Raw genomic sequence first — 26,920 nt, 5'->3', positions numbered from 1 at the left:
CGCGTGAAAGGATGATTATTTCTTGATGCCGCCGATGCGACCGCCCATCGGCACGACAGCGCCGACCGGCTGGTCGATCGCGACAAGCGTACCGCTGATGGGCGCTTCGATCTCGACGACAGCCTTGTCGGTTTCGATCTCGGCGATCAGTTCGCCTTCCCTCACCGCGTCGCCGACCGCCCTCAGCCATTTGATGACGGTGCCCTCGCTGACGGTGAGATCGCCGAACGGCATTGTTATCGGCTCGTCGTCGCCGGCAATGGGAGCGGGAGCCGCCGGCGCGCTGGGTTGCGGCTTGGCCGGGGCCAGTGCAGGCTTAGCCGGCGCAGCACTTTTCAGGCCAACCGTGTACCAGTGATCCGGCACCGGCGGCTTGCCTGATATGACGTCGCGTACGCCCTGGGTGATGCGCGCCGTGTCCACCAGCATGGCCCGCTCCAGCACCGGTGCGAAGGGGTGGGAGGTCGGCGCGGTGTGCAACCTTCCGGGCGGGGCGTCGAGTTCGTCGAAGGCGAGTTCGTTGATCGCCTGGGCGATCTCGCCGCCCAGGCCGCACATCGCCCAGGCCTCGTCGACGACGAGCAGGCGATGGGTCTTGCGCACGCTGGCGACGATCGTGTCGATGTCGAGCGGCATGATGGTGCGCGGATCGATGACCTCGGCCTCGATGCCCTCGGTGGCCAGCGCTTCCGCCGCCTCCAGCGCGCGCTGCACCATCTGGCCGGCGGCGACGATGGTGATGTCGGCGCCGGCTCGCGCGATGCGCGCGACGCCGAACGGCACATAATGGTCGCCGACCGGAACCTCACCCTTGGAGGCGAACAGCGCCTTGGGTTCGAGCATGATGACGGGATCGCCAGCCCTCAGCGCCGTCTTCATCAGCCCCTTGGCATCCGCCGGGGTCGAGGGAACACAGACGATGAGCCCCGGCATATGGGCGAAGACCGGATGGTAGATGCCGCTGTGATGCGGGCCGGAACTGCGCAGCGCGCCGGCACCGACGCGCACCACCATCGGCGCGCTCATCAGGCCGCTGGTCATGTAGCGCAGCTTCGCCGCCTGCAGGAAGATTTGCCCGGCGGTCTCGAAAGCGAAGTCGGCGAACATCAGGTCCGAGACCGTGCGCGCTCCGGTGGCCGAAGCGCCAACGGCGGCGGCGGTAAAGCCCTGTTCGGAGATCGGCGTGTCGACCATCCGCTCGGCGCCGAATTCCTGCCAGAGGTTCTTGGTGTGGGCGAAGCTGCCGCCGCGCTCGCCGGTGCCCTCGCCGAAATAGAGGATCGCCGGATTGGCGCGCATCTCTTCGGCGATGCCGTCGCGCACCGCCTCCAGCCAGCCTTGCGTGCGCGTCTCGCCGACGGCGCGCGGCTGCAGGGCGGCCGGCGGGTTGATCGGATCGGCGAAGACATGCAGCCGCACCGTAGCGGGGTCCGGCTCGGGTGAGTTGCGGGCGAAGGTCAAGGCGTGCTCGACCACCTTCTCGATACGGCTTTCGATGGCCGCCAGCGCCTCGGCGTCGGCGACGCCATAGTCCTCGATCAGCTTCTTGCGGAACATGTCGATCGGATCGCGCTTGATCCAGGCGTCGAGTTCTTCCTGCGTGCGGTAGGTGCCGATGACCGGATCGCCCTCATGGTGGCCGACCGTGCGATAGGTCTTGGCCTCGATCAGCGTCGGCCCCTTGCCGGAACGGGCGCGCTCGGTCGCTTCCTTCATGGCCAGCCAGACGGCGAACACATCATTGCCGTCGACGGCGACGCCAGGCATGCCGTAGGACGCGGCCTTGGTGGCGATCTCGGGATTGAGCGTGATGGATTTTAGCGGCGTCGCGGTGGCATAGAGATTGTTCTCGCAGACGAAGACCGCCGGCGCGCGCTGCACGGCAGCGAAGTTGAGCGCCTCGTGGAAGCCGCCATGGTTGGCGGCGCCGTCGCCGAAGAAGGCGACGCCGATGTCGTCGCGGCCCTGCTGGCGCGCGCTCATGCCGATGCCGACGGCATGGCCGATGCCGGCGGCGACGATGCCGTTGGTGCCGAACAGGCCGACCGAGCGATCGTAGAGATGCATGGTGCCGCCGCGGCCGCCACAAATGCCGTCGGCCTTGCCGAACAGCTCGGCCATCACCCGGCCGGGATCGGCGCCTTTGGCCAGCGCATGGCCATGGCCGCGATGGGTGGAGGTGACCCAGTCGGTCGGCCGCAGATGCGCGCAGACACCGACGCCTGTCGCCTCCTCGCCGATATAGAGATGCAGAAACCCAGGCGTTTCGCCCTTGCGGCAGGCGATCTGGGCGATGCTTTCGAAGCGGCGCAACAGCACCATGCGTTCGAACAGGTCGAGCAGGATTTTCCGGTCGGGCAGATTTGGCGCACCCCTAGAATCCTCGCGTGCGCGCGCCGCAGAAATTGCCACCAAAGCCTCCCTGAATCCGTCTTGCGCCGGGCGGCAGAGCGCCGGCGGCGAGCTTGTTGGTCACCCGCTCCGGCTCATAATAGATTATAATAGCATAATGTCTACTGGCTCTGAAGGGGGCCGTGCGCAGAGCTAGAGTTTCGTGATGCGCACCGTGGCATCGGGCCGCTGGAACAGTTCCGGCCTGAGACCAAGACCAAGCCCCGGACCTTCGAGCGGCGCGACATGGCCCTCGCTGACAGGCGGAATGTCGGCGACGATCTCGGTGTACCAGCCGGTGAAATAGGCACGCACCGCTTCCTGGTAGTTGACGTTCGGCAAGGTGGCGGACAGCGCGCAGCTGGCGGCATAGACGATCGGCCCGGTGCAGTCGTGCAAGGTCACCGGCAGTTCGCTGGCCTCGGCCATGTTGGCGATCTTGCGCGCCTCGCTCAAGCCGCCGCACCAGGCGAGGTCGATCATGATCACGCTGGCCGCGCGCTTGTCGATCAGCTGCTTGAACATCTGCCGCGAGGCCAGCCGCTCGCTGGCGGCCACCGGAATGGAGGTGTGGCGGGCAAGCTCGGCCATGGCGTCAAGTTCATTGTAGCGGATGGGTTCCTCCAGCCAGGCGACGTCGTAAGGTTTGAGGGCTTCGGCGATGCGCAGCGCCGGCGGCAGGGTCCACAGCCCATGCAATTCGACCATGATCTCCATGTCGCGGCCGACAGCGTCGCGGACCCTCTGGAACGGCTCCAGCGCCTTGTCGAGATCGGCAAGCGAAATGCGGGTGCCGTTCGAAGCCTCGGCGGCGATGTCGAACGGCCAAATCTTCATCGCCTTGATGCCTTCCGACTTCAGGCTTTTGGCGAGGTCGCCGGCATTGTAGCGCCAGGCGAGCAGGTCCTCATACGGGCCTTCATTCGAATCGCCTGCCTTCAGCGACCAGTCCTCGCCGCGCTCGAACAGGGCGTTTTTCCTGGTGGCGCGGACATGCTTATAGCCGGCGCAGGTATTATAGATCGGCACGCTCTTGTGCGTGCGGCCGCCAAGCAGCCGCCAGACCGGCTCGCCGAGCGCCTGGCCATAGATATCCCACAGCGCGATGTTGACGGCGGAGTTGCCGCGCACCTCGGCGCCGGAATCGCGCGCGCCGACATAGACGCTGCCCAGCGTGCGGTCGTGCAATTCGATGTCGCGCGGGTCCTTGCCCAGGAGATAGGCGGCGACATTGTCGTGGATGTAGGAGGCGACCGGCCCCGGCGCCCAGAAGGTCTCGCCGGTGCCAATGATGCCGGCATCGGTGTGGACGCGCAACCAGAACAGGAACGGGAACTCCGCCAGCTGCAGCGTTTCGAGCGCGACGACTTTCATCTCTTTCCTCCCGGTTCCGAACGACCATATGACCGATCGGACGATAGCATATCTCGTTGACAGTCATTTATGGTACCGGTATCAAATACGTCAAGATGACCGCTGGGAGGGCGCTTGCTTGCCTGCCGAAATTCATGACATGACGCACAAGAGAGCACTCGTCACCGGCGCGGCCGGCGGCCTCGGCCGCGAGGTGGCGATCCAGCTGGCCCGGCGCGGCTGCGCCGTCGCAATCACCGATATCAATGCGGAGGGAACGACCGAGACCGCCCGTCTGGTTCGAGAGCAAGGTGGCGAAGCCGAGACCGTCATCGGCGATTTCACGCTAGAGGGCGCGCCGGAGGCGGCGGTGGAAAAAGTGGTGGCGCGTTGGGGCGGCATCGACATCCTCGTCAACAATGCCGGCTATGGCGTGATAGAGCCGTTCCTCGACGCCACCTACAAGGCGTGGACGCGCACGCTGGCGCTCAACGTCACAGCCCTTGCCATGGCCTGCAGGGCGGCGGGGCGGGTGATGCGCGAGCAGCGCTCGGGGCGCATCATCAACATCACCTCGCCCGGCTCGCGCATGGCGCTGCCCGACTACACCGCCTACACGGCGAGCAAGGCCGGCGTCGATTCCATCACCCGTGCCGCCGCCGTGGCGCTCGCGCCTTACGGCGTGCTGGTCAACAGCCTGGCGCCGGGCATGATGGACACCGAGATGCAGCGTTCGACCGAGGCCGACCTCGCCCGAGCCAATGGCCGCAACGATCTGCAAGCCTTTCTCGACGAGCGCACGCGCCGCATTCCGCTCGGCCGCCGCGCCGAGATTTCCGAGGTCGCCGAGGCCGTCGTCTGGCTCTGCCTCGATGCGCCGAAATACATGACCGCCGAGCGGCTCAACATGTCGGGCGGGCTCGACAAGGACTGATCAGATGCTGCGAAACTCCCCTCCCGGCACCGCCGACGTCAGCGCGCTCGAACGCAAGGCAACGCAATTGCGCCGCCACATGCTGACCATGGCGCGCGGCCAGGGCCAGGGCTATATCGGCCAGGGCCTCGGCATCGCCGATACGCTGGCGGCGCTGTATTTCCACGAATTGCGCTATGACCCGCACAATCTGGCGTGGGCGGACCGCGACCGCTTCCTGTTGTCGACCGGGCACTATTCCATCGCGCTGTGGGCAGCACTTGCCGAGGCCGGCATCCTTCCGGTCGAGGAACTGGTCACCTATGGCGCCGACAACAGCCGGCTGGAGATGTCGACGCTCGACACAACGCCCGGCGTCGAAATGATCGGCGGCTCGCTCGGCCATGGCCTGGGACAAGGCGTCGGCCAGGCGCTCGGGCTGCGCGTCGATCGCTCCGACGCCCGCGTCTTCGTCGAACTGTCCGACGGCGAGATGCAGGAAGGCTCGACCTGGGAAGCGGCGATGTCGGCCAGCCATTTCAAGCTCGACGGGCTGGTGGCGCTAATCGACTGCAACGGCATCCAGGCCGATGGGCCGGTCGTGCTCGACATGGAGCCGGTGGCCGACAAATGGCGCGCCTTCGGCTGGGAAACATTCGAAATCGACGGCAATGACATGAATGCCGTGGTTGGCGCGCTGGCCGATGCGCGCGAACGCAACGGCAAGCCGAAGGCGATCGTGCTGCGCACCCTGCCGGGCAAGGGCGTGCCGCGCATCGAGACCAGCGAGAAATCGCACTTCTTCCGCATCGACGTGGCGCAATGGGACGGCATCATCGCCGAGTTCGACAAAAGCGTGGGGGCACAGCAATGAGCGGTCCCGCGATGGAGGCCGGACGGACCTTGGCCATGGGCCAGGACGAAGTTTTAGGCGGCGGCCGGCAAAGCGTGGAGGCGCCGTTCGGCCGGGCGCTGGCCAGGCTCGGCCAGAGCCATCCCGACATTGTCGGGCTGACGGCCGATCTCGGCAAATACACCGACACTCTGCCGTTCCGCGACGCCTTCCCGGACCGCTTCTTCAATGTCGGCATGGCCGAGCAGAATCTGGTCGCTGTCGCGGCCGGGCTGGCGCGCACCGGCAAGGTGCCGTTCGCCACCACCTACGGTGTGTTCGCGACGCGGCGCGCCTATGATTTCGTCGCCATCGCGCTTGCCCACTCCAACCTCAACGTCAAGATCGTCGCCGGCCTGCCCGGCCTGACGACCGGCTACGGCGGCACGCATCAGGCGATCGAGGATCTGGCGCTGATGCGCATGATCCCCGGCCTGACCATCATCGATCCTTGCGACGCGACCGAGATCGAGGCGGCGACAGAGGCGATCGCCGAGCATCATGGGCCGGTCTACATGCGCCTGCTGCGCGGCAGCGTGCCTGTCGTGTTCGAGCCCGGTTACAAGTTCGAGATCGGCAAGGCGCGGCGGCTTCGCGAGGGTGCGGATGTCGGCATCATCGCGACCGGCTTCATGACCGAGCGGGCGCTGGACGCGGCGGATGCCTTGCACAAGCGCGGCATCTCCGCCGGCGTGCTGCATGTGCCGACCATAAAGCCCTTCGACGCCGAGGCGGTGGCCGAATTCGCGGCTGATGTCAGCCATGTCGTTACCGCCGAAAACCATGTCGTCGTCGGTGGGCTGGCGAGCCTTGTCGTGGAGAGCTTGTTCGATGCCGGTATTGCGAAGACAGTGACGCGCATCGGCCTGCCGGACCGCTATATCGAATGCGGCGCGGTGCCGACCCTGCAAGCGAAGTATGGCCTGACGACCGAAGCCGTCATCGCAACGATCGCTGCACTGGGTTAGGACTTTCGCATGAAGATCACCGAGATCGAAACCTTCGCCGTCGGCGCCGGCTGGAAGAACTGGCTCTTCGTCAAGGTGCATACCGACAAGGGCATTCACGGCGTCGGCGAAGGCACGCTGAACGGCTTCATCAAGACCACCGAAGCCGGCGTGCATGAGCTCAAGCATCTCGCCATCGGCCAGGACCCCCGCCGTATCAATGCGCTGGCCAAGCGCATGCTGGACAGTGTTTCGCTGGATGGCGGCCATATCCACCGCACAGTGATCGCGGCAATCGAAGTCGCCTGCTGGGACATTCTGGGCAAAAGCCTCGGCGTGCCGATCCACCAGCTTCTCGGCGGACAAGTGCGCGACAGCGTGCTCGGCTACGCCAATGGCTGGTACCGCACCGAGCGCACGCCGGAGGCTTTTCTCGAGGCCGCCAAGGCGGTGCTGGCCAAGGGCTTCAAGGCGTTCAAGCTCGACCCGTTCGGCACCGCGCAAGGTTTCATCTCGCGCGAAGAGCTGGAGCTTTCCTACGCGATCTGCCGAACCTTGCGCGACAGGCTGCCTGATGACACGCTGATCCTGATCGACGTGCATGCACGCTTCACCGAGATCGCCGCAATTCAAGCAGCCCAAAAATTCGCCGATCTCGACATCTACTGGTGGGAGGAGCCGACCTCGCGCGACCGCCAGGAGACCGTGCACGAAGTGGCGCATCGTTCGCCGATTCCCGTGGCGACCGGCGAGATGTATGACACGGTCGGCCAGTTCTACACGCTGGCTGCCGGCGGCGGCGTCAACATCTTCCAGCCCGAGCCGATGTCGCTGGGCGGCATCGGGCCGTCGATGCAGGTGGCCAATCTGGCCCTGGCGCATGGCAGCCATATCGCCCCGCATCAGAGCGGTGGGCCGGTGGCAACGGCGGTGTGCCTGCAACTGGCGGCGGCGGTGCCGAATTTCCTGATCCAGGAGCATTTCGACGCCTTCAACGATCCATGGACGCGCGACCTCGTGACCTGGCACCCGACCGTCAACCCGGACAATGGCCATCTGTCGCTGCCGGACGCGCCGGGGCTCGGCATCGATCTCAACATCGATGCGATCAAGGATCACCCCTACGATCCCGACGCCTATCTCAACGTCCATGCCGAGGGCTGGGAAAAGCGCCTTGGCCGCCGTGAGGGAGGGAAGCCAGGCTAGTCTTAGGCTCGGCCCCCTCCCATCGTCATCCTAGGGCGGAGCAAGGAGCGCAGCGACGCGGCGCAGACCCTAGGATCCATGCCATGACATCAGAGCGCCGCGGCGGTGCGGAATTCTGTTCCGCGGCGCTATTCGGTATCGGTCGCGGCATGGATCCTAGGGTCTCCGCGACGCCGCTTCGCGGCTGCTCCGCCCTAGGATGACGAAGTCAGGCGCTGTCGCGGTCGACGATCTCGAAGCCGAGGCTGGTGATGGTCGGCACCTTGGTGTCGCCGCCGAGCCTTGCCAGCAATTGCCGCACGGCGCGCCGGCCCATCTCGTAGCGATTGACCTTCACCGTGGTCAGCGGCGGATAGAGCTGCGCCGCCAGATCCATGTCGCCATAGCCGGCGATGGCGATCCGGCCCGGCACCGCCCAGCGCCGCCGATGGCACTCCTGCACGGCGCCGACGGCCAGCGTGTCGCTGGAAAAGAAGATGGCATCGATGTCCCTGTGCCTCGAGGTCAACGTTACCAGCGCCTCGGCGCCGCCCTGCGCGGTGATCGGCACCTCGACCTCCATGTCGCCATGGTTGGTGAAACCGAGTTCGGTGAGCGCTGCGTGATAACCGGTGCGGCGCTGCTGCAAACGGTCATTGCCGTGGATCGGCGTCGAGACGAAGCCGATGCGCTTGTAGCCCTTGGCCGCCAGATGCATGGTCATGGCATACGCCGTCTCGAAGTTGGAGACGCCGACGACCATGTCGATCGGCTTGCGGCCCTTGATCTCGGAAATCTCGACCACCGGCGCACCGCTGCTCCTCAGAAGCGCGCGGGCCGCCTCGCTTTGCACGAAGCTCTGCAGGATCATGCCGACCGGGCGCCAGCCGAGCAAGGTGCGGATCGATTTTTCCTCGGCCTCCTGCGTGAACTCACCCTGCACCAGGAGCATCGAATAGCCGCTCTCATGGCACTCGTCGGACATGCCTTGCACCTGTTCGGCGATGCCCGAATTGATCAGCGGCGGCACCACCGTGCCGATCATGCTGCCATTGCCCCGCATGCTGGAGGCCAGCCGGTTCGGCACGAATCCGGCCTGCTCGATGGCTTCCAGAACCTTGGCGCGCGTCTCCGGCGACACCATGTCGGGATTGGACAGCACGCGCGACACCGTCATCGGCGCGACGCCGACGCGCCTGGCGATCTCGCGGACGCCAAGGCGCTGCGGCTTCTTCTCGCCCGCCGACGGCTTATCGGTCATCACCATGCTCCAAGAGAGCGCGACCCACCAAAGATGTCCTCCGGATCACGCGATATCAGCCCATTCATAGCGGTTGCGGCGGACGCTTTCCAGCGACACGCCTGGCTATCGCCCAGCGATATGCCTGGTCATCGGGCGACCGGAAAATTTCACCGTTGACAAGTTATAATATTATAATCTTAATGGCATCAAGGAGCGCGCCAGGATCGGCGTGGGAGCAAGGGGCTGGCTCGCCAAGAGCCGGCAGCAGGCACCGCCAGGGAGGTCAGGATGAACAGCGCGGCTGACGTAAGCTCGCCGCCCCGGGATGCGCAATCGTTCCGGCGGCGACTGATCGGCATCATTGCCGTCGGCGAAGTCGGCGTGCTGGCGGCGATGGCCCTGCTGATCGCTTTCTTCTGGCTGCTCGAGCCGGCGTTCCTGTCCGAACGCAACATCCGCGCCATTCTCAACGTCGTGTCGTTTGTCGGCATCATCGCCATCGGCCAGACCATCCTGCTGGTTGCCGGCGAATTCGACCTGTCCGTCGGTTCGGTGGCTGGCCTGTCCGCCGTGGTCGCCGCCAAGCTGATGACCGCTGCCGCCCTGCCGGTGGCCGTCGCCATTCTCGGTGGCATCGGCGTTGGCGCGCTGATCGGCGTTGTCAACGGCCTGATCGTCGTCAGGCTCGGCATTCCCGCCTTCATCCAGACGCTCGGCATGCTGTTCATCGGCCAGGGGCTGATTCAGGTGGTGACGGGCGGCTATCCGGTCTATCCGCTGCCGGAAGCCATCAACGTCATCGGCGGCACCGATCTGGCCTTCGGCCTCGGCTGGAGCTTTGCCTTCTTCATCATCGCCGCCATCGCCGCCGACTTCGTGCTGCGGCGCACCGTGCTCGGGCGCAACATGTATGCCACCGGCGACAACAAGGAAGTGGCGCATCTCGTCGGCATCAACACCAATGCCTACAAGATCGGCGCCTTCATCGTCGTCGGCGCGCTGTCGGCGATCGCCGGCATGTTCGTCATGGCCGATCTCGGCAGCGGCGGCACCTCGATCGGCAGCGGCTGGGAACTGACCGTGATCGCCGGCGTCGTGGTCGGCGGCGTCAGCCTGTTCGGCGGGGCCGGCACCGTCGCCGGCGGCGTCGTCGGCATCCTGATGCTGAAGGTCGTGCAGAGCGGCCTCGTCGTCATCGGCGTCAACTCCAACTGGCAGCAGATCGCGGTCGGCGTGATCATGGTCATGGCCGTCGGCCTCGACATTTTGCGCCGCCGCTACTTCATCGCCGGGGCCTAAGCAGCCCGGAGAGAATGTGGATATCGCGCCGGCAAAAAGCCGGTGAACCAAGGGAGGTAGGACATGAAAATCGATCTGAAAAAAGGACTGATCGGCGCCGCGCTGGCGGCGGCGGTGGTTGCCACGTCGCTCGGCTCGGCGAGCCTTGCCCGGGCTGCCGACGTGCACCTGCTGTGGGTGCAGGCGATGAAGGATCATCCCGTGCACCGGCTGATGCAGGCAGGCTTCCTCAACAAGTGCAAGGAACTCGGTTACACCTGCGAGGTCGTCGGCGACCCGAGCGCGACAAACTGGGACATTCCGGCGACGGTGCCGCTTGCCGAAGCAGCCCTTGCCCGCACCAAGTACGATGCCATCGGCGTCTATGGTGTGGATCCGGCGATCTATTCCTACATCACCAAGCTTGCCAAGGAAGGCTTTCCGATCGTCACCTGGCATGTCCTGCCGCCGGAGGGCACCGTCACCGGCCTCAAGGCTGCGACCGGCGAGGACATTGCCGATGTCGGCGCCAATGCGGCCATCGCCATCGGCGACAAGCTGGGCGGCAAGGGCACCGTGACGCTGACGCAAGGCGCGTCCAACGACACCGAAAACGCCATGTCGGATGCCTTCCGCAAGACCATCGCGGCGAAATACCCCGGCATCAAGGTGCTCGACACGCAGATGGAGGGCTTCGAGCCGTCGGCGGCCGAAGCCAAGGCGGTGGCGATCCTGCAGGGCAATCCTGATGTGACCGCCGCTTTCGGCACCACCGGCAACAGCATCCAGACCTGGTCGGGCGCGGCTCGCAAGGCCGGACGCGACGTCGTCATCATCGGCATGGATTACATCAGGCAGAACCTCGACCTGGTGAAATCGGGCGCCGCCTACGGCATCGTCGCGCAGCCGCTCTATGAAGAGAGCGCCAAGGTTGCCGAGCTGCTCGGCGACCTCGCCCAGGGCAAGACCGTGCCCTACAGCAATCCGTTGCCGGCCAAGGTGATCACCGCCGCCGACCTCGGCCCCTATTACAAGATGCTGGACAGCGCCGGCCAGTAGCACCCGCCGCCGGGTCCGCACCTTGCAGGCCCGGCATCTCCTGAGAGGATCGTTGTGTCCAGCACCACGCAAGAGCCGCTGTTTTCGGCCACTGGAATCGTCAAGAGTTTTGGCGGCGTGCAAGCGCTGCGCGGCGTCGATTTCGATGTGACATCAGGTGAAATCCACGCTCTGCTTGGCCAGAACGGCGCCGGCAAGTCGACGCTGGTCAAGATCCTCAACGGCGTTCACCCGGCCGGCTCCTACACCGGCGCCATCGGGCTCGAAGGCCGGCCCGTCAGTTTTGCCTCGCCCGCCGACGCGCGGTCGAACGGTGTCGGCTATGTGCCGCAGGAAATCGAGGTGCTTGAGCAACTCTCGGTCGCCGAGAACGTCTTTGCCGGCCGCACCGGGCTCGGCGACGGCGTGCTGGTCCACCAGCGGAAGCTCGAACAGCGGGCCGGCGAGATCTTCGCCGAGCTTGGCATCGACATCGATCCGAGAGCCTATGTCGCGTCGCTGACCTCGGCGCAGCGCCATCTGGTGATGATCGCCCGCGCCATCGTGCTGAAACCCCGCGTGCTGATGCTGGACGAGCCGACCGCCTCGCTGTCTGGCACCGAAGTCGACGCGCTGTTCAGCGTGCTGCGCCGCCTGAAGGCGCAAGGCGTGGCGATGATCTACATCACCCACCGGCTGCCCGAAGTGCTCGCCATCTGCGACCGCGCCACGGTGCTGCGCGACGGGCAGGTGGCGGTGCGGATCGCAAGAGACGACTTTGATGCCGAGACCTTCATCTTCTCGATGTCGGGCCAGCGATTGCAGCGGCTGTTTCCCGAGCACGCTGCGCCTGCCGGCGCACCGGTCGCGCTGGAGGTTCGCCGGCTCACTGTCGCCGGCCACAGCGGCGCCGTTCACGGCGCGAAGGACATCAACCTCTCCGTCGCCGCCGGCGAGATCGTCGGGCTGGCTGGGCTGCTTGGGTCCGGCCGCAGCGAGATCCTGCACGGCATCTATGGCCGCGTGCCGGCCGAGGGCGAAATCCGCGTTGCCGGTCAGCCCGTAGCGATCAGATCGCCAGGCGATGCCCGCGCCGCCGGGATCGCGCTGCTGACCGAGGACCGCAAGCGCGATGGCTTGCTGTTCAATCTGCCGGTCGGCGCCAACATCACCATCGGTAATCTCGCGCCCTTGTCGCGGCACGGCATGGTGCGCGGCGGGCTTGAGCGCAGTTCGATCCTGGGCGCCATGCGCGCGCTTAACGTCAAGGCATCGTCGCCACAGGCCGCGGTCACGCATCTGTCGGGCGGCAACCAGCAGAAACTGCTGTTCGCCCGCGTGTTGATGCGCGCGCCGAAGGTGCTGCTGCTCGACGAGCCGACAAAGGGCGTCGACGCGGCCACTCGGCACGAAATCTACCGGCTTGTGGTCGAGCTCGCCGAGAAGGGCGTGGCCTTGCTGATCGTCGCCTCCGAACTCGAGGAACTGATCGGCCTTTGCGACCGTTGCCTCGTCGTCGCCGACGGCCGCCTCGTCGACGAATTCCGCCGTGGCGAAGGCGGCGAGGATCGCGTGCTGCGCTCGGTGACCGCGGCGCAGGCGCAACGCCACGCGATGGCTTTACAGGTTTCGTCATGATGTTTGCCGGCAAACGCGTTTTCGTCACCGGTGCGGCGACCGGCATCGGCCGGGCAACGGCCGAGTATCTCGTCGCCCAGGGCGCCAAGGTGTTTGGTACCGGGCTGGACGGCGAAGAAGGAAAGGCGCTTGCCGGCCGCTACGCCGAAAGCCAGTTGATCTTTCGCGAGAGTGATCTCACCCGCGAAGCCGACGTTCAAGCGGCCGTGACTGCCGCGACCGGGCGCTTTGGCGGCCTCGACGCGGTGGTCAACTGCGCTGGCATCTATCCGACCGGCAAGCGGCTTGAACAGGTTTCCGACGCGGAATGGGACAGGACCATAGCCGTCAACCTGACAGCCATTTTCCGCGTCTGCCGGGCGACCTTGCCACTGCTGCGCGAAGCCGGCGGCGGCTCGATCGTCAACATCGCCTCGGTGCACGCCGACGCCACCGTTCCCGGCGTGCCGGCCTATGCGGCGACGAAGGCCGCGGTCGTCGGCTTGTCGCGGCAGATGGCGCTGGACTATGCCGTCGACCGCATCCGCGTCAACGCCGTGCTGGTCGGCTCCGTCGCCACAAGAATGACGCTGGACGGGTTGGAAGCGGCCGGCGGCGCGGAAGCGCTGGGCCTGTCCTTCGAGCCCAACAGGATCGCCCGCATCGCCAACCCTTCCGAGATCGCCACGGCAATAGGCTTCCTGATTTCGGACGCCGCGTCCTTCGTCACCGGCAGCGCCATGCAAGTGGATGGTGGCCTGCTGGCGCGGCTGCTTTAAGACTCAAGCGCAAAAGGCATGAATGAGACGGTGCCGGCAGTGCTTTCGCCCGGGGCAAGCACGATGATGCCCTCGTCCGGATCGTCCCATCGGCCCCGGTTGAACGCGCACGAGGCATTGGTCTGCGGCTCGATGCAGAAATAGGGTTTTGTGGGATCGGCATAGAGCATCAGGTGCTTGAACACCGGATCGGCCTTGATGCGCAAGCCGGCGCCGCGCGTTGGGAAACGGATCGTCGCCTCGCCGGCCCAGCCGCCATAATCGTTGTTGCGCCAGCCGCCCGGCAGAGGCCGGGCCTCGGCGAAATCCAGTTCCGGTGGAAGCGTGACCGGTTCGCCCGAAACGCCCTCGGGCTCTTCGAGGTGGAAACGCCCGGCCTTGAACTGCAACGTCACGTCGGGATCGCGATCGAACCAGGGATGCAGGCCAAAACCGAACGGCAGGGAAACCGGCCCGGTGTTGGTCAGAGTCATTTTAACGCCAAGGCCTTCGTCGGAGACAACGAAAGCCTGCGTCGCGCGGTAGGAGTAGGGATCTGCTCCAGTGGCGATGTCCAGCGACAATGTCGCATAGAAGGCACCCGCACTGGCGACAGTCCAGGCGTGTTGCCAGCCGCTGCCATGCACGTTGAATTTTTCCGGCGGATTGTTGGGCAGGACCTGCCAGCGTTTCGCCGCGAAGTCGAAGGCATTTCCGGCGATCCGGTTGGCGTAGGGGGTCATCGGGAACATGGCGACGCCAAGCACATTGCCGGTGTCACTATCTTCGTCCGAAAGCCGGCGCATGAGATCGATGCCGCGCCAGCGCAGCGAACTCACGCTGCCGCCGATTTGCCGCACCAGCCCGACCTCAAGTGCCCCGGCCTTGAGCGTCAACGGTTCAGAAATTGCGCCCATAGCCTGCCGTCCATCCACCATCGACAACCAGCATCTGGCCTGTCGTATAGGTGTTCAGTGGATCGCAGAAGAACAACACGGCTGCAACCGCTTCCTCGATGCTGCCGGCGCGGCCGACCGGCGTGTGGCTGAGCATCGCCTTGTCGCCCGAAACCATGGTCTCGCCTTCGACCGCACCGACACCGACGGCGTTGACCAGCACCTTGGGGCCGAACTCCATGGCCAGCGTGCGCATGCCGGCGAGGATCGATGCGTTCTCCATGGAAAAGCGCGGATGGCGGCGCATCGGCATGCCGGCGGTCGCCGACAGCAGGAAGACGATGCGTCCGCTGCCGCGCTCGGTCATGCTCACGGCTGCCTTGCGCGCGTCGGCATAAAGCGATCTCGGATCTCCCGCCACCGTTCCCGGCCGCAACGGACAGGACATCAGCAATATATCGGCTTCACGCGCATGAGAGCCCTCGACGAGCTGGCCGCCATTGGCCTGTAACGCTGCGAGCGCTGCTTCGGCGATCAGGTTGCTGTCGCCGTCAAGTGCCACCGAAACGCCCTCGAGATCGATTTCCATGGCGGCACTCACATCACGTATCCCGCCGTCCAACCGCCATCGACGGCCAGCACCTGACCGTTGATGTAGCTTGCGGCTGGAGAGGCCAGAAACAGCACGGCCTCGGCGATCTCCTCCGGCTGGGCCGGCCGGCCGAGCGGCACATGGGCGAGGAATTCTTGTGTGCGGCCGGCGAACTTGCCATCGTCGCCATAGAACAGTTTTGCGGTCAGCGCCGTCATCACCGAGCCGGGCGCGATCGCATTGGTCAGGATGCCTTTTTCCCCGAGTTCGATCGCCATCGAGCGCGTCAGATGGATGATGCCGGCCTTGGCGGCGACGAACGGGCTCTGCAGGCGCATGGCGGCAAGCCCGACGACCGAGGCGATGTTGACGATGCGGCCGCCCTTGCCGGCGGCGAGCATGGGGCCAAGCGCCGCGCGGCTCATGATGTAGAGGCCGTCGAGGTCGATGCCGGTGATGCGGTCCCATTCCTCGGGCGGAAATTCATCCAGCGTGACGCGATGCGCCAGCGTGTTGACGCCGGCATTGTTGACAAGGATGTCGAGGCGACCGTAGCGATCCATGAGTGCGGCGATCGCGTTGTCCACCGATGCGGCGTTGCGGATGTCGGCGACGCAGGCCATCGCATCGCTCAAACCGGCCGCGACCCGCGTCGCGCCTTCGCTGTCGATGTCGGCGACGACCACCGCGGCACCGTTGTCGGACAGGCGTTTGGCTATCGAACTGCCGATCGCGCCGGCGGCTCCGGTGATAAGCGCTACCTTGCCTCGCAAATCGCAGCGCATGTCCCGTCCGCTCCCGACAAATTCGGGTTATGCTATTATAATAATCTCAAAGCGCGGACAAGCAGGTGCGTCGCGGCAAGGCGGTTATTCCGCGGCCGCACCGGCGGCATTCTTGCGGGTGGCGTCGATCATCAGCCGCCGGGCCCGGAACACCCCCCATTGCTGGTCGACCAGCACGCCGATGAGGATGACGCCGCCCATCACCGCGAAGTTGAGCGACGACGGAATGCCAAGCAGATTGACGAGGTTCTGCAACTCCTGCAGCAGGATCGTGCCCAGGATGACGCCGATCAGCGAGCCCTCGCCGCCGCGCAACGAGAAGCCGCCGAGCACGGCGGCCGCGATGGCGTAGAGTTCGTAGAACTGGCCGTGGCTGGCCGGTGAGATCGAGCGCGTGTACATGGCAAAATAGATTGCCGACAGCGCCGTCAGCACGCCGCAGATGACATAGGCGGCCATGACCACGCGGCCGGTGCGGATGCCCGAATATTTCGCCGCCTCCTCGTTCTTGCCGATGGCATAGAGATAGCGGCCGAACACCGAGCGGTGCAGCACCACCCACATGACGATGGAAATGACGATCAGCGCAATGAAGCTGTTCGGCACGCCCCATGACCTTCCGGCCGTCAGGAACTCCAGTTCCGGAAAATTCTGGCCGAAGGCGAAACCGGCCGTGCCGTCCGCGGTGTAGAAGCGCGCGACGCCGCGATAGATCAGCAGGCCGCACAGCGTCACGACGAAGGGCTGCAGCTTGAGCCTTGTGATCAGCCAGCCATGCGCCAGCCCGATGATACCGCCGAGCACAAGGATGAGCACGAAGGCGACCGGCCATCCCATGCCGCGCACGGCGATGAAGTCGATGAACAGCGTTCCCAGCAAGGCGATCAGCGAGCCGACCGACAGCTCGATGCCGCCGGTGATGATGACGAAGGCCTGGCCGATCGAGAGGATGCCGAACAGCGCGACCAGGTTCGAGGTGTTGGCGAGGTTGATTGCCGACAGGAAGCGCGGATTGATGATCGCCACGACCGCCCCGACCACCAGGATCAGGATCAGCAGGCCGAGATCTTTCTTGCTCATCGTCTTCTCCCAATGCCTGCCTGAGCAGATTCCTCAAAAGCATTCCGCGCGACCGGACCCCGCGGCAAGACAAAGACTATTTCGGCTGCTTGCCCACCGCCAGCAACAGCACGTTTTCCTGGCTGAACCGGTCCTTGTCCAGAATGCCCGAGATCTGGCCCTCATGCATGACGGCGATGCGGTCGGACACGCCGATCACCTCTTCCATGTCGCTGGAGATCATCAGCACGGCGACGCCGGCATCGGCGAGCGCCCGCATCAGCCCGTAGATCTCGGCCTTGGCGCCAATGTCGATGCCGCGCGTCGGCTCGTCGAGGATCATTACCTTGGGGTTCATGGCCAGCCATTTGCCGAGCACGACCTTCTGCTGGTTGCCGCCCGACAGCGTGCCGGTGCGCGTCTGCACCGACGGCGCCCTGATGCCGAGATTGGTCTTCTGCTTCTGCGCGGTCGCGGTCTCGGCACTTACGGAGACCAGCTGATGGCGCGCATGCGCCGGCAAATTGGGCAGCGAGATGTTCTCGGCGATCGAGAGGTCGAGCAGGATGCCGGTGAGCTTGCGGTCCTCGGGCACCAGAAAGATGCCATGCGCGACGGCATCCGCCGCCGAGCCGAGAACAAGCGGCTTGCCGTCGAGTTCGAGCGCGCCGCCCAGGCTGCCGTCGATGCCGAAAAACACCCGCGCCAGTTCGGTGCGGCCGGAGCCGACAAGGCCGGCAAGGCCAAGGATTTCGCCGCGCCTGATAGCGAGATCGACCGGCCGGCCGGGATAGGCTGACGTGCGGATGGCCTTGGCCGACAGCGCAACCGCGCCGGGGGCACGTGCCGCCTCCGAGGCCTTCTCGCGCTCCTTCAGCATGCGGCCGATCATCAGCTTGACCATCTGGTCGTGGTTGATGTCGCGCTTCTGCAGCGTGCCGGCAAGCATGCCGTCGCGCAGCACGACGACGCGGTCGGCGACGCGCTCGACCTCGTGCAGGCGGTGCGAAATGAAGATGACGCTGATGCCGTCGGCCTTCAGCGCCTTGATGACATCGAGCAATTTGTCGGTTTCGGCGAGCGGCAGGCTCGACGTCGGCTCGTCGAGGATGACCAGCCTTGCCTTGATCGACAGTGCCTTGGCGATCTCGACCATCTGCTGCTGGGCGAGCGACAGGGCAGAGACAGGCGTGTCAGCGGAAAAATTGGCGCCGACACGCTTCAGGAGCGGCGCCACCATGGCGCGCAGCCTTGCGCGGTCGACGAGCTTGAGCGGGCCGGCGCGCAACGGCTCGCGACCGAAGAAGATGTTGGCGGCAACATCGAGATTTTCGAACAGGTTGAGTTCCTGGTGGACGAAGGCAATGCCGGAACCCAGGCTGGCTTCGACGGTCAGGCCCTTGTGGGCGGAGCCATCGACGGTGATCGTGCCGATGTCGGGCGTGGTGACGCCGCCGAGGATCTTCATCAATGTCGATTTGCCGGCGCCATTCTCGCCGACGAGGCCGATGACCTCGCCCGGCCTGACCTCCATGGAAAAGCCGTCGAGCGCGACGACTCCCGGATAGGTCTTGCGCACGTTCTCGAGGCTGAGAAACGGGGTGGAAGCTGCGATGGATGTGTCGGAATAGTTCATCGTGCCTGACAGCAGCCGGTGGGCCAACGTCCGAGCATGATCTTCTCCGAAAACCGGTTCCCACTTTTCGGGATCATGCTTTGCGACCCTCTCTGCAGACTGACGACCCCAACCGGGTTCGTCAATGCGAGCAGCCGGCTCAAGGCGCACTTGAGCCGGCTGAACTGCATGTAGCCTCAGTTTCCAGACATCGCCTTCAGATTGGCGGCATAGGTATCGACGTCGCCCTTGCCGATGATCTTGGTCGGGATGATGATGAGGCCGCCGGCCGGGATGCCCGACTTGTCGCCCTTGAGGTAGGCAGCCATCAGCTTCATGCCCTGATAGGCCCATTCGAAGGGCTGCTGCACGACGGTGGCGGCAATGGTGCCTTCCTTGACGCCGCCCAGCGTGATTGGATCGTCATCGAAGCCGACGACGGTGATCGAGCCGAGCTTGCCGGCGTCGCGCAGCGCTTCATAGATGCGCGGCGTGTTGTAGGAGTAGAAGCCGACCATGCAGGTGACGTCGGGGCTGGCGACCAGCGCGTCCTCGACATTCTTCTTGGCGCGCGCCTGGTCGATATCGTCGCCACGCACGTCGACGAGTTCGATCTTGGTGCCGGCGAGACCGTCCTTCATGCCCTGGATGCGTTCCTTGGCATTGTCGGCGCCGAGCAGGCCAACGAAGCCGAGGCACTTGCCGCCATTGGGCATCGCCTTCTTGGCGATCTCGGCCGCCTGCTTGCCGGCATCGACATTGGACGAGCCGATATAGGCGACACGCTTGGTCTGCGGGGCGTCGCTGTCGGTGGTGAACAGCGCCGTTTGCGAGGCGATCTTGTTCAGCCCGTCGGTCGAGGTCTTGGGATCGACGGCCGAGACCATGATGCCCTTGACGCCGGCCGTCACCAGATCGTCCATCAGCCGCTGCTGGATGGCGACCGAGGACTGCTCGGGATATTTGAGCTCCAGTGTGTAGTCCGGCAGCTCGCCCTGCGCCTTCTTGACGCCGGCTTCGGCGGCTTTCCAGAAATCGGAAGCGCCGTTGACGACGAAGGCCAGCGTCGGCTTGTCGGCGGCGCGCGCGATTGCTGTCGCCGACAGGCCGACAGCAAAGGCTGCTACGGCGACCGACGCATTTCGAATGACAGATTTCATGTTGAACCTCCCGTTTGGCATTTTCGCCTGTTTGACATTTTCGCTTGAGCAGAACTCGCCGATGTGGCTTCGACCTCCTCCCGGAAGCCTTCCGTCACGACCTCGACCTTACAGACTCATGCGGCACTCGTAAATAATCTGATTTGTCTGACATTTGCCAAATTTGCCTGACATTTAATTGGCAAGAATGATCCCCTGTCGGCTGCCATGCGCCGGCCGGGGCTTCACGCCTGGCCTGCCCGCCACCCCGGAACGACCCGAGCCGGACTGACGATTTGACATTATAGGGCTTCCGGATATTAGTAAATAGTTATTAGTTTTTTGATCGGGAGGATCACGGAACGACGACGGCGCGAAGTATCCGCCGGGCCTCAGCTAGATCGCCGGGGCCGAGTGAAAGCTGAGTATTTGACTAGAAATTGTCGCATCGACGCGGTTGGCGAGCTGGACTACCGGTGCGCCAAAGGCTGATAATAGTTATTATCAAGCTCTGCCGCGATATAAACAATCGGTGTCGGACGGCCTTGCGGCGCTGGCGGCCGCTGTCTAGACATCGGGCCGGGATGGGGAGTGACATGAGCGAACCGACGGATCCGAGCGATCCCGAGACATCGAGGCGCCGCAAGGTGCCGGCGAAGCCCAAGGGTCGGGTCACCATGACCGACATCGCCAGGGCCGCCGGCTGTTCGCAGGCGACGGTGTCGTTCGTGCTCAACAACACGCCGGGCATCCGGCTGTCGCAGCTCACGCGCCAGCGGGTGATCGAGGCCGCGCGCACGCTCGGCTATTCACCGCCGGCCTTCGTCGCCTTGCACAAGCCGACCCCAGCCTTCGAGGGGCTGGACGGGGTAATCGGCTTCGCCGTCGATCAGCTCGCCACCAGCCCGGAAGCCGTCGTCGCCATCGAGGGTGCGCGTCAGGCTTCGTGGAACGCCGGCAACGTGCTTCTGGTGGCGCAGACGCTGGGCGATTCCGTTATGGAACCGCGCGCCATCGCGGCGCTGACCAAGCGAGGCATTTCGGCGCTGATCTACATGACCATCTTCACCCGCGAGATCACGGCGCCCGACTATCTCTACCGCCTCGACATTCCGGTGATCCTGCTCAATTGCTACACATCGGACTATGCCTTCCCGGCCGTGGTGCCGAGCGAGATCGCCGGCGGCCAGAACTCGACCCGCCACCTGATCAGCCATGGCCACCGCCGCATCGCCACCATCACAGGCGAACCGTGGATGCAGGCAGCACAAGACCGGCTGAAGGGCTACCGCCGGGCGCTGGCCACCGCAGACATCCCGTTCGATCCTGAGCTGGTCGTCGAAGGCGACTGGTCGGCCAGCGCCGGTTATGCCGCGACCGTCAAGCTTCTGGCACTGAACGACCGGCCGACCGCCATCTTCTGCCAGAACGACCGCACCGCGATCGGCTGTTACGAGGCGCTGAAGGAAGCCGGCCTGCACATCCCTGGGGATATTTCCGTCGTCGGCTATGACGACGAGGAAATCGCCCGGCATCTGTTCCCGCCGCTGACGACATCGATCCTGCCGCACATGGCGATGGGCCAATGGGCGATCGAGCAGCTGGAGGCGCCGTCCCCGCCTGGGCGGGGACGCTATCCCATCACCAAGCTGGAGTGCCCGCTGGTGGAGCGGGAATCGGTGCGGACCGTGGCTGGCCTGTCCTAGAATCAGACACGCCTGCGATAGCACCTTGTGTGCACACGGCCATGTCGCCAGTAACGACGGCAGACCCTTCTCCAGACCGGCCGCCTGTGGTGGCGGCGGCGGTAGTACCCCCGGTGTCCCCGGCGATGCGAGACAGGCTGCAATTGCGCCTGATTGCCTTCGTCGCCGAAGGGGCCTGTGTCCGGCGCGTCGAGTTCATCGAGAATGCCGTTCCCGACATTTGGAATCCCGGCCATGGCTTCAATAGGCCGAACCGCGCCGGCAACGGCCGCAGCCCCTGCAACGCCGAGCAATGCCGTCAAAAATGATCGCCGATCCATCAAAACCTCCCATCAGCGAGACAAACTAACAAAAGCGAGATAGCGCGGTCGATTCAAAAGGCCAGGGGGAATTTTGGGGATAGCGGCTGACATCGCGATCGGCCCTTGCGAGGCACTGAAGGAAGCCGGCGACGGGGGGCCGGGCGAAGCGCCTGATCCGCAACGCGGGCGGAAAATGCCGGCTGTCATATCCTTGTAATAGACATTTCGGATGTTGGTTTCCGTTGCAATCACTACAGCGCAGCGAAACGGACCCGCCATCATGACCTACAATGTCTCGCAAGATCGGAAAATGACGGTCGACGCGTGTGTTCAGGCCGTGCTGGAAAGCCTGCCACCCGCCGAGCAGCGCATGGCACGGTTTTTCGTCGACCAGAAACAGTCCGTCCTGCTGGGGTCGGCAGCCGAGATCGCACAGCTGGCCGGCACCAGCGACGCGACTGTCGTTCGCACGGCGCGTTCGCTTGGTTTTGAAAGTCTTTCAGCGCTTCGCCAGATGCTGTTGTCGGACCTGACCGGCATACCATCCCCCGGCAAGCGCCTGGCGCGCACCTTGCAGGAGACCGGCGACGGCAGCGCCGGGGCGTTGCGGCACGTGATCGACATCCATGAGAGCGTGCTCGACGTGCTCAAGCGTCCGGAGATGGCGGCCGCGTTCGAGCGCAGCGTCGACATTCTGGCGCGAGCCAATCGCCGCCATGTCTTCGGCATCGGCCCGTCAGGCGCCATGGCCGATTATGCCAGCCTGCAATTCAACCGGATCGGCCTGCCGACCAGCGCGCTGTCGGTATCGGGAATTGCGCTCGCCGACCGCTTGCTGTGGCTCGGCAAGGGCGATGCCGTGCTGATGATGGCCTACGCACCGCTCTATCGCGAGGTCGAGATCGTCCTCGATCAGACCATGCAACTTGATGTTCCTGTCGTGCTGATCAGCGACAATCTGGCGCCGCTGGTTTCCGGCAAGGTGGCGGAAACGCTGCCGGTTCCGCGGGGCAAGGCCGATCATCTGGCCATGCATGGCGGCACGATCGTTCTCATCGAGGCGATGATCATCGGGCTGGCGAAGCGAGGCAGCGAAGCCGCCTTCGACAGCCTTGAACGGCTGAGCACGCTGCGTGGCTCAATTGACAAAGCATGGATAAAACGAGGAGTTCGAAATAATAATTCGAATCGATCTCGCAAATGACACAAAACATTCAAGCTTCACAGGCATGATAGGATGGGACTTACTGTACCCATGACAATCTACTGGAGAACAATATGAAAATCCGCACAACATTATGCTTTGCAATTGGCTTGAGCGCGCTTTCCATGGCAGCGCCTGCTTCGGCAGCTGACCTGGTGCTTTACGACGCGCTCGATTTCGCCGGCGCGGTAGCGAAGGCCTTCCAGGCCAAGACCGGCCTCACCGTCGATGTCGTCGAGCCCGGCAGCACCGGCGAGACGCTGGGCAAGATCGCCGCCGAAGGCGACAACCCGCAATTCGACATCGTCTGGCTTGATGGCTCCGCCGTCATGGAACGCATGGCGGCCGACCACGTGCTGCAGGCGGTTCCCGCCGCCGCCTACGACAAGGTGGCCTTCACGGATCTCGGCAAGTCGCTGATCCCGCGGAGCCACGCCTTCCTGCCGACCGGCACCAGCACCACGGCCATCGAGGTCAACACCAAGAAGGTGCCGGCCGACAAGATGCCGAAATCCTGGGCCGATCTTCAGTCCTTCGCCGGCGGCGTCGCGGCCAAGGATCCCAATCTGTCAGGCCCGGCCTATCAGTGGCTGGCAGGCTTCTTCCAGACGAATGGCGAGGACGCCGGCAAGGCCTTGCTGGCGAAAATCCTGACCAACAAAACGTTCGCCGGCCTGTCTAGCGGCGGCAAGGTGGACAAGGCCGTCCTGACCGGAGACGCCTCGGTCGGCATCAATCAGGACAGTTCGATCTTTTCCAAGATCGCGGCGGGCGAACCCGTCGTCGCGGTCTACCCGAGCGAAGGTTCGGTATCCTTGCCACAAGGGCTCGGCATCAGCGCCAAGACCCAGCACATGGACGCGGTGCGGAAATTCATCGACTTCGTCACCAGCGCCGAAGGCCAGGCCGTCATGCTGAATGGCGACGACACCGACTTCTTCTACATTCCGATCATCAAGGGCATCAATGCCAAGCCCGGTCGCGTGACCAACATCGCCTATACGCATCTCGACGATGCCGCAGCCTCCACCCACGAGAAGGAATGGAAGCAGTGGTACAAGGAAACCTTCGTCCAGTGACCCCGCTGTCCGACCCCCGGTTGTTGTGGCAATGACGATCATTCGGCATACCGGCGCCGCGGCTTCTGCCCGCGGCGTCGGTGCCAGAAGGCTGCTGCAAGGCAGCCGGTCGGCGCTCGTTCGCTGCGGCGGACCTTTTGCCATCTACGCGGTGTTTGCCTTGCTGATCGGATTGCCGCTTGCCCTGGTGCTGGTCCAGGCGGTCATGCCGGGCCTGTTTGCCGCGCAAGACGGCAGCAACGCCTTAAGCTTCGAGCCCTTGGCCCGTGTCTTCAACTCGCCCCATGTCGCCGGCTCGGTCCTGCATTCGCTCGAACTCGGCATGCTTGTTGCCTGCACGACCACGGCCTTGGGCGGCGCCTTCGCAATCCTGGTCCAACGCTGCGACATACCTCTGCGGATAGTGATTTCAACGGTGCCTTGGCTGGTTTTCCTGACGCCGTCCTATCTGAAGGCGCTCGCCTGGGTGCTGCTGATGTCGCCCGGCGGCTATCTGGCGCAGTTTGGCCTGCTGCCAGCTTCGCTGGGCTCGGCTTTTTTCGGCCTGACCGGCCTGGTGTTCGTTCACACGCTCAGCCTGTTTCCGCTGGCGGTCTTCATCATCGGCAACGCGCTGGCCGGGCTGGGCAGCGAACTGGAGGATGCCGCGCGGCTCTCCGGCGCCGCTCCGCTCAGGATCTGGCTGCGCATAAACGGTCCCTTGCTGGCACCGGCCATCGCCTTGAGTTTCATCGCCACCTTCGCCGAGGTGCTTTCCGATTTCGGGCTTGCCTCGACCATCGCCAGAATGTCGAATTTCGGCGTCCTGACCTATGGCATCTACGCGGCGGCCAGCGAATATCCGGTCGACTTTCCCGCCGCCGGCGCCCAGGCTCTCGTCCTGCTTGGCCTTGTTCTGCTCGTCGTGGTGGCGGACAGGCTGCTGCGTCGCCGCGCCGACCCGCGACTGATTTCGGGCCGCTCCAGGCCGGCCCGCCTATACAATCTCGGCAAATGGCGCCGGCTCGCCATGGCGGCAGCCCTTGCCGTCGCTTTCCTGGCGCTCGTGTTGCCGCTCGCCGCGATCGCCGCGCGCGCCCTGACGCAAACACTCGGCCATGGGCTGATCTGGAGCAATTTCACCTCGGCCAATGTGGTGGCGGCGCTTAGCCCGAACACCCCGGCCAATGACGGCCTGCTGCGCAGCCTTTTCTATGCCGGGCTGACGGCGGTCATCGCCAGTAGCCTCGCTCTGCTCCTGTCGGCGCAGCTCGACCGCGCGGGCCCGGTTCTGCGCAGCGCCGTCGTCGGCCTGTCGCTGGGCTCGGTGGCAATACCGGGCATCGTGCTGGGCTTCGGCTATATCCTTGTCTGGAACCGCCTGCCGGGTTTCCGCGACTGGCCGTTTCCCCATTATGGCGATGGCTCGCTGCTGGTCATGGGCTATGTCGCGGCAGCGCTTCCCTACTGTCTGGTGGTGATCCTTGCAGCCGTCGGCCAGCTGGCGCCGAGCCTGACGGATGCGGCGCGCCTGAACGGCGTTGGGACAATGCGGCGATTGCTGGCGATCACCTTGCCGCTTGTCTTGCTGAGCGTAGTGACGGCCTTCCTGCTGACGTTCATCCGCACCGTGTTCGAACTGCCGATCTCGCAGATGCTCATCCCCCAAAGCGGCCCGCCGGCGCCGACGCTTATCGTGAGACTGTTCAGCCACGACCGGGACGGATTGGCATCCGCCATCGCGCTGGTCGCCATGGCGGCCGCGGGTATTGGCGCGGCCCTGGTCTGGTACCCGCTTCAACGGTTCGTCAAACCGCGTCGAAGTGCCGGGCATGTCGATGCGGGCAATAGTCAAGCCGCCAGAGCGGGAACCTTGTCATGACCGCTTCGCTGCATTGCGCCGGCATTTGCAAGTCGCTCGGGGGGCGCCCCATCCTGACCAACCTCGATCTCAAGATCGATGCTGGCGAAGTCGTCTCCCTCCTTGGCGCCAGCGGGTCCGGCAAGACCACGCTGCTGCGCATCATAGCCGGACTGGTCGAACCCGAAAAAGGCCTGATCACGCTGGATGGACGTGTCGTGTGGAGCGAAAAGTCGGTCATACCGGCCGAGAGGCGGCGCATCGGCATGGTCTTCCAGGACTATGCGCTGTGGCCGCACATGACGGTCGCCAGCAATCTGGCGTTCGGGCTCAAGGCGCAGCGGCTTTCGGATCACGACATCGCCCAGCGTCTCGACCACGCGCTCGACGTCACCCGCCTTGCACCCTACAGGGATCGCTATCCCACCGAATTGTCCGGCGGACAGCAGCAGCGCGTCGCCATCGCGCGCTGCCTCGCGGCGCGTCCGGCTCTGATGCTGTTCGACGAGCCGCTCAGCAATCTCGACGCGGCGCTGCGCGAGGACATGCGCATCGAGATGATGGAGCTGGTGCGTCGCGAGGCCATTACCGTTGTCTATGTAACGCATGACCAGGCCGAGGCGATGGCGGTCTCCGACCGCATCGCCATCATGCGGGCAGGCGAGATCGTCCAGTTCGATACGCCGCGCGCGATCTACGAAGCGCCGGCCGATTCCTTCGTAGCCAGCTTCATCGGTGGCTTTTCGATCGTTCGCGGCCAGGTGCGTGACGAACTGTTCAAGATCGCCGACAGCGATTGCGAAACTCTGCGCACCCCAGGCGCCCGGTCCGGCGCCGGCATGCTGGTCGTTCGTCCCGAGGATGCGCGCCCGGCCGACGCCTATCCCGGCAACCGCCTGCAAGGCAGGGTTCTGTCGAGCGCGTTCCAGGGCCGATGCTGGCGGCTGGCGGTCGATCTGGGGCCGCAGCGCGTGCGCCTCGACTGGCCCGAAGCGCCGCCGGTTGGCGCTTCGCTTGCTTTTTCGCTGCCACCGGAGCGCTGTGTGGTGCTGACCGCATAGTGAGTCCGGACTTGGAAAACCGCTTTT

General features: G+C 64.8%; 23 protein-coding genes. 13 read left to right on the top strand and 10 right to left on the bottom strand.

What is annotated here, in order from left to right:
* Positions 1 to 15: 15 nt before the first annotated feature.
* Both BPNPMPFG_RS24245 and BPNPMPFG_RS24240 read right to left on the bottom strand, forming a co-directional pair.
* Positions 16 to 2,412, bottom strand: a complete 2,397-nt coding sequence (locus BPNPMPFG_RS24245; protein WP_258591159.1) for a thiamine pyrophosphate-dependent enzyme — start codon at positions 2,410 to 2,412, stop codon at positions 16 to 18.
* Between the two features lie 132 nt (positions 2,413 to 2,544).
* On the bottom strand, positions 2,545 to 3,765 hold the full coding sequence (locus tag BPNPMPFG_RS24240; RefSeq protein ID WP_258591158.1) for a mandelate racemase/muconate lactonizing enzyme family protein: 1,221 nt from the start codon (positions 3,763 to 3,765) through the stop codon (positions 2,545 to 2,547).
* Between the two features lie 139 nt (positions 3,766 to 3,904).
* On the opposite strand from BPNPMPFG_RS24240, the gene BPNPMPFG_RS24235 reads away from it, so the two are divergent.
* The 4 genes from BPNPMPFG_RS24235 to BPNPMPFG_RS24220 are packed head-to-tail and all read left to right on the top strand — an operon-like array spanning position 3,905 to position 7,702.
* The gene (locus tag BPNPMPFG_RS24235) at positions 3,905 to 4,678 is read left to right on the top strand and encodes an SDR family NAD(P)-dependent oxidoreductase (RefSeq protein ID WP_258591157.1); all 774 of its coding nucleotides are present in this window, start codon (positions 3,905 to 3,907) and stop codon (positions 4,676 to 4,678) included.
* A 4-nt stretch (positions 4,679 to 4,682) separates the two neighbouring features.
* Entirely contained in the window at positions 4,683 to 5,531 is an 849-nt protein-coding gene (locus tag BPNPMPFG_RS24230) for a transketolase (protein WP_258591156.1), read from the top strand.
* Positions 5,528 to 6,517, top strand: a complete 990-nt coding sequence (locus BPNPMPFG_RS24225) for a transketolase family protein (protein WP_258591155.1) — start codon at positions 5,528 to 5,530, stop codon at positions 6,515 to 6,517. The genes BPNPMPFG_RS24230 and BPNPMPFG_RS24225 overlap by 4 nt, the downstream gene beginning before the upstream one ends.
* Positions 6,518 to 6,526: 9 nt before the next feature.
* Positions 6,527 to 7,702 (top strand): mandelate racemase/muconate lactonizing enzyme family protein, encoded by a 1,176-nt coding sequence (locus BPNPMPFG_RS24220; protein WP_258591154.1) that lies wholly within the window; start codon positions 6,527 to 6,529, stop codon positions 7,700 to 7,702.
* 208 nt (positions 7,703 to 7,910) lie between these two features.
* Here BPNPMPFG_RS24220 and BPNPMPFG_RS24215 read toward each other — a convergent pair whose 3' ends face one another.
* A complete protein-coding gene (locus tag BPNPMPFG_RS24215; RefSeq protein ID WP_258591153.1) occupies positions 7,911 to 8,942 on the bottom strand; it encodes a LacI family DNA-binding transcriptional regulator in 1,032 nt (343 codons plus the stop codon).
* A gap of 270 nt (positions 8,943 to 9,212) precedes the next feature.
* Between BPNPMPFG_RS24215 and BPNPMPFG_RS24210 the strand changes: the two genes are divergently transcribed.
* The 4 genes from BPNPMPFG_RS24210 (at position 9,213) to BPNPMPFG_RS24195 (ending at position 13,636) form a co-directional block, all read left to right on the top strand.
* Positions 9,213 to 10,223 carry an ABC transporter permease gene (locus BPNPMPFG_RS24210; protein WP_258591152.1) on the top strand — a complete coding sequence of 337 codons (1,011 nt, stop codon included), beginning with the start codon at positions 9,213 to 9,215 and terminating at the stop codon, positions 10,221 to 10,223.
* Between the two features lie 63 nt (positions 10,224 to 10,286).
* On the top strand, positions 10,287 to 11,261 hold the full coding sequence (locus tag BPNPMPFG_RS24205) for a sugar ABC transporter substrate-binding protein (RefSeq protein WP_258591151.1): 975 nt from the start codon (positions 10,287 to 10,289) through the stop codon (positions 11,259 to 11,261).
* 54 nt (positions 11,262 to 11,315) lie between these two features.
* On the top strand, positions 11,316 to 12,878 hold the full coding sequence (locus BPNPMPFG_RS24200; protein ID WP_258591150.1) for a sugar ABC transporter ATP-binding protein: 1,563 nt from the start codon (positions 11,316 to 11,318) through the stop codon (positions 12,876 to 12,878).
* Positions 12,875 to 13,636, top strand: coding sequence for an SDR family NAD(P)-dependent oxidoreductase (locus BPNPMPFG_RS24195; RefSeq protein ID WP_258591149.1), 762 nt, complete (start codon positions 12,875 to 12,877; stop codon positions 13,634 to 13,636). Before BPNPMPFG_RS24200 ends, BPNPMPFG_RS24195 begins: the two co-directional genes overlap by 4 nt.
* Here BPNPMPFG_RS24195 and BPNPMPFG_RS24190 read toward each other — a convergent pair.
* From BPNPMPFG_RS24190 to BPNPMPFG_RS24165, 6 genes are all read right to left on the bottom strand, one after another.
* Complete coding sequence (locus tag BPNPMPFG_RS24190; RefSeq protein ID WP_258591148.1) at positions 13,633 to 14,532, bottom strand: aldose 1-epimerase; 900 nt, start codon at positions 14,530 to 14,532, stop codon at positions 13,633 to 13,635. The two genes, BPNPMPFG_RS24195 and BPNPMPFG_RS24190, sit on opposite strands and share 4 nt — an antisense overlap.
* Positions 14,516 to 15,100: an SDR family NAD(P)-dependent oxidoreductase gene (locus tag BPNPMPFG_RS24185; protein WP_258591147.1), complete on the bottom strand. Its 585-nt coding sequence runs from the start codon at positions 15,098 to 15,100 to the stop codon at positions 14,516 to 14,518. Before BPNPMPFG_RS24185 ends, BPNPMPFG_RS24190 begins: the two co-directional genes overlap by 17 nt.
* 8 nt (positions 15,101 to 15,108) lie before the next feature.
* The gene (locus BPNPMPFG_RS24180) at positions 15,109 to 15,888 is read right to left on the bottom strand and encodes an SDR family NAD(P)-dependent oxidoreductase (protein ID WP_258591146.1); all 780 of its coding nucleotides are present in this window, start codon (positions 15,886 to 15,888) and stop codon (positions 15,109 to 15,111) included.
* A gap of 84 nt (positions 15,889 to 15,972) precedes the next feature.
* Positions 15,973 to 16,968: an ABC transporter permease gene (locus BPNPMPFG_RS24175; protein ID WP_258591145.1), complete on the bottom strand. Its 996-nt coding sequence runs from the start codon at positions 16,966 to 16,968 to the stop codon at positions 15,973 to 15,975.
* A gap of 76 nt (positions 16,969 to 17,044) precedes the next feature.
* Positions 17,045 to 18,583 (bottom strand): sugar ABC transporter ATP-binding protein, encoded by a 1,539-nt coding sequence (locus BPNPMPFG_RS24170; protein WP_258591144.1) that lies wholly within the window; start codon positions 18,581 to 18,583, stop codon positions 17,045 to 17,047.
* Positions 18,584 to 18,759: 176 nt separating this feature from the next.
* Complete coding sequence (locus tag BPNPMPFG_RS24165) at positions 18,760 to 19,722, bottom strand: sugar-binding protein (RefSeq protein WP_258591143.1); 963 nt, start codon at positions 19,720 to 19,722, stop codon at positions 18,760 to 18,762.
* Between the two features lie 575 nt (positions 19,723 to 20,297).
* Here BPNPMPFG_RS24165 and BPNPMPFG_RS24160 point away from each other — a divergent pair.
* Positions 20,298 to 21,407, top strand: a complete 1,110-nt coding sequence (locus BPNPMPFG_RS24160; protein WP_258591142.1) for a LacI family DNA-binding transcriptional regulator — start codon at positions 20,298 to 20,300, stop codon at positions 21,405 to 21,407.
* Between the two features lie 2 nt (positions 21,408 to 21,409).
* Here BPNPMPFG_RS24160 and BPNPMPFG_RS24155 read toward each other — a convergent pair whose 3' ends face one another.
* Positions 21,410 to 21,727 carry a twin-arginine translocation signal domain-containing protein gene (locus tag BPNPMPFG_RS24155; RefSeq protein WP_258591141.1) on the bottom strand — a complete coding sequence of 106 codons (318 nt, stop codon included), beginning with the start codon at positions 21,725 to 21,727 and terminating at the stop codon, positions 21,410 to 21,412.
* A 262-nt stretch (positions 21,728 to 21,989) separates the two neighbouring features.
* Between BPNPMPFG_RS24155 and BPNPMPFG_RS24150 the strand changes: the two genes are divergently transcribed.
* The 4 genes from BPNPMPFG_RS24150 (at position 21,990) to BPNPMPFG_RS24135 (ending at position 26,893) form a co-directional block, all read left to right on the top strand.
* Positions 21,990 to 22,913, top strand: coding sequence for a MurR/RpiR family transcriptional regulator (locus BPNPMPFG_RS24150; protein WP_258591140.1), 924 nt, complete (start codon positions 21,990 to 21,992; stop codon positions 22,911 to 22,913).
* 125 nt (positions 22,914 to 23,038) lie between these two features.
* A complete protein-coding gene (locus BPNPMPFG_RS24145) occupies positions 23,039 to 23,992 on the top strand; it encodes an ABC transporter substrate-binding protein (protein ID WP_258591139.1) in 954 nt (317 codons plus the stop codon).
* A 31-nt stretch (positions 23,993 to 24,023) separates the two neighbouring features.
* Entirely contained in the window at positions 24,024 to 25,853 is a 1,830-nt protein-coding gene (locus tag BPNPMPFG_RS24140; RefSeq protein WP_258591138.1) for an ABC transporter permease, read from the top strand.
* The gene (locus BPNPMPFG_RS24135; protein WP_258591137.1) at positions 25,850 to 26,893 is read left to right on the top strand and encodes an ABC transporter ATP-binding protein; all 1,044 of its coding nucleotides are present in this window, start codon (positions 25,850 to 25,852) and stop codon (positions 26,891 to 26,893) included. The genes BPNPMPFG_RS24140 and BPNPMPFG_RS24135 overlap by 4 nt, the downstream gene beginning before the upstream one ends.
* The last annotated feature ends 27 nt before the right edge of the window (positions 26,894 to 26,920 follow it).

The organism is Mesorhizobium sp. AR07 (assembly GCF_024746815.1).
Classification (GTDB): Bacteria; Pseudomonadota; Alphaproteobacteria; order Rhizobiales; family Rhizobiaceae; genus Mesorhizobium.
Note: the sequence above shows the minus strand (reverse complement) of the source record. Positions and strands in the feature narration are given on the sequence as shown.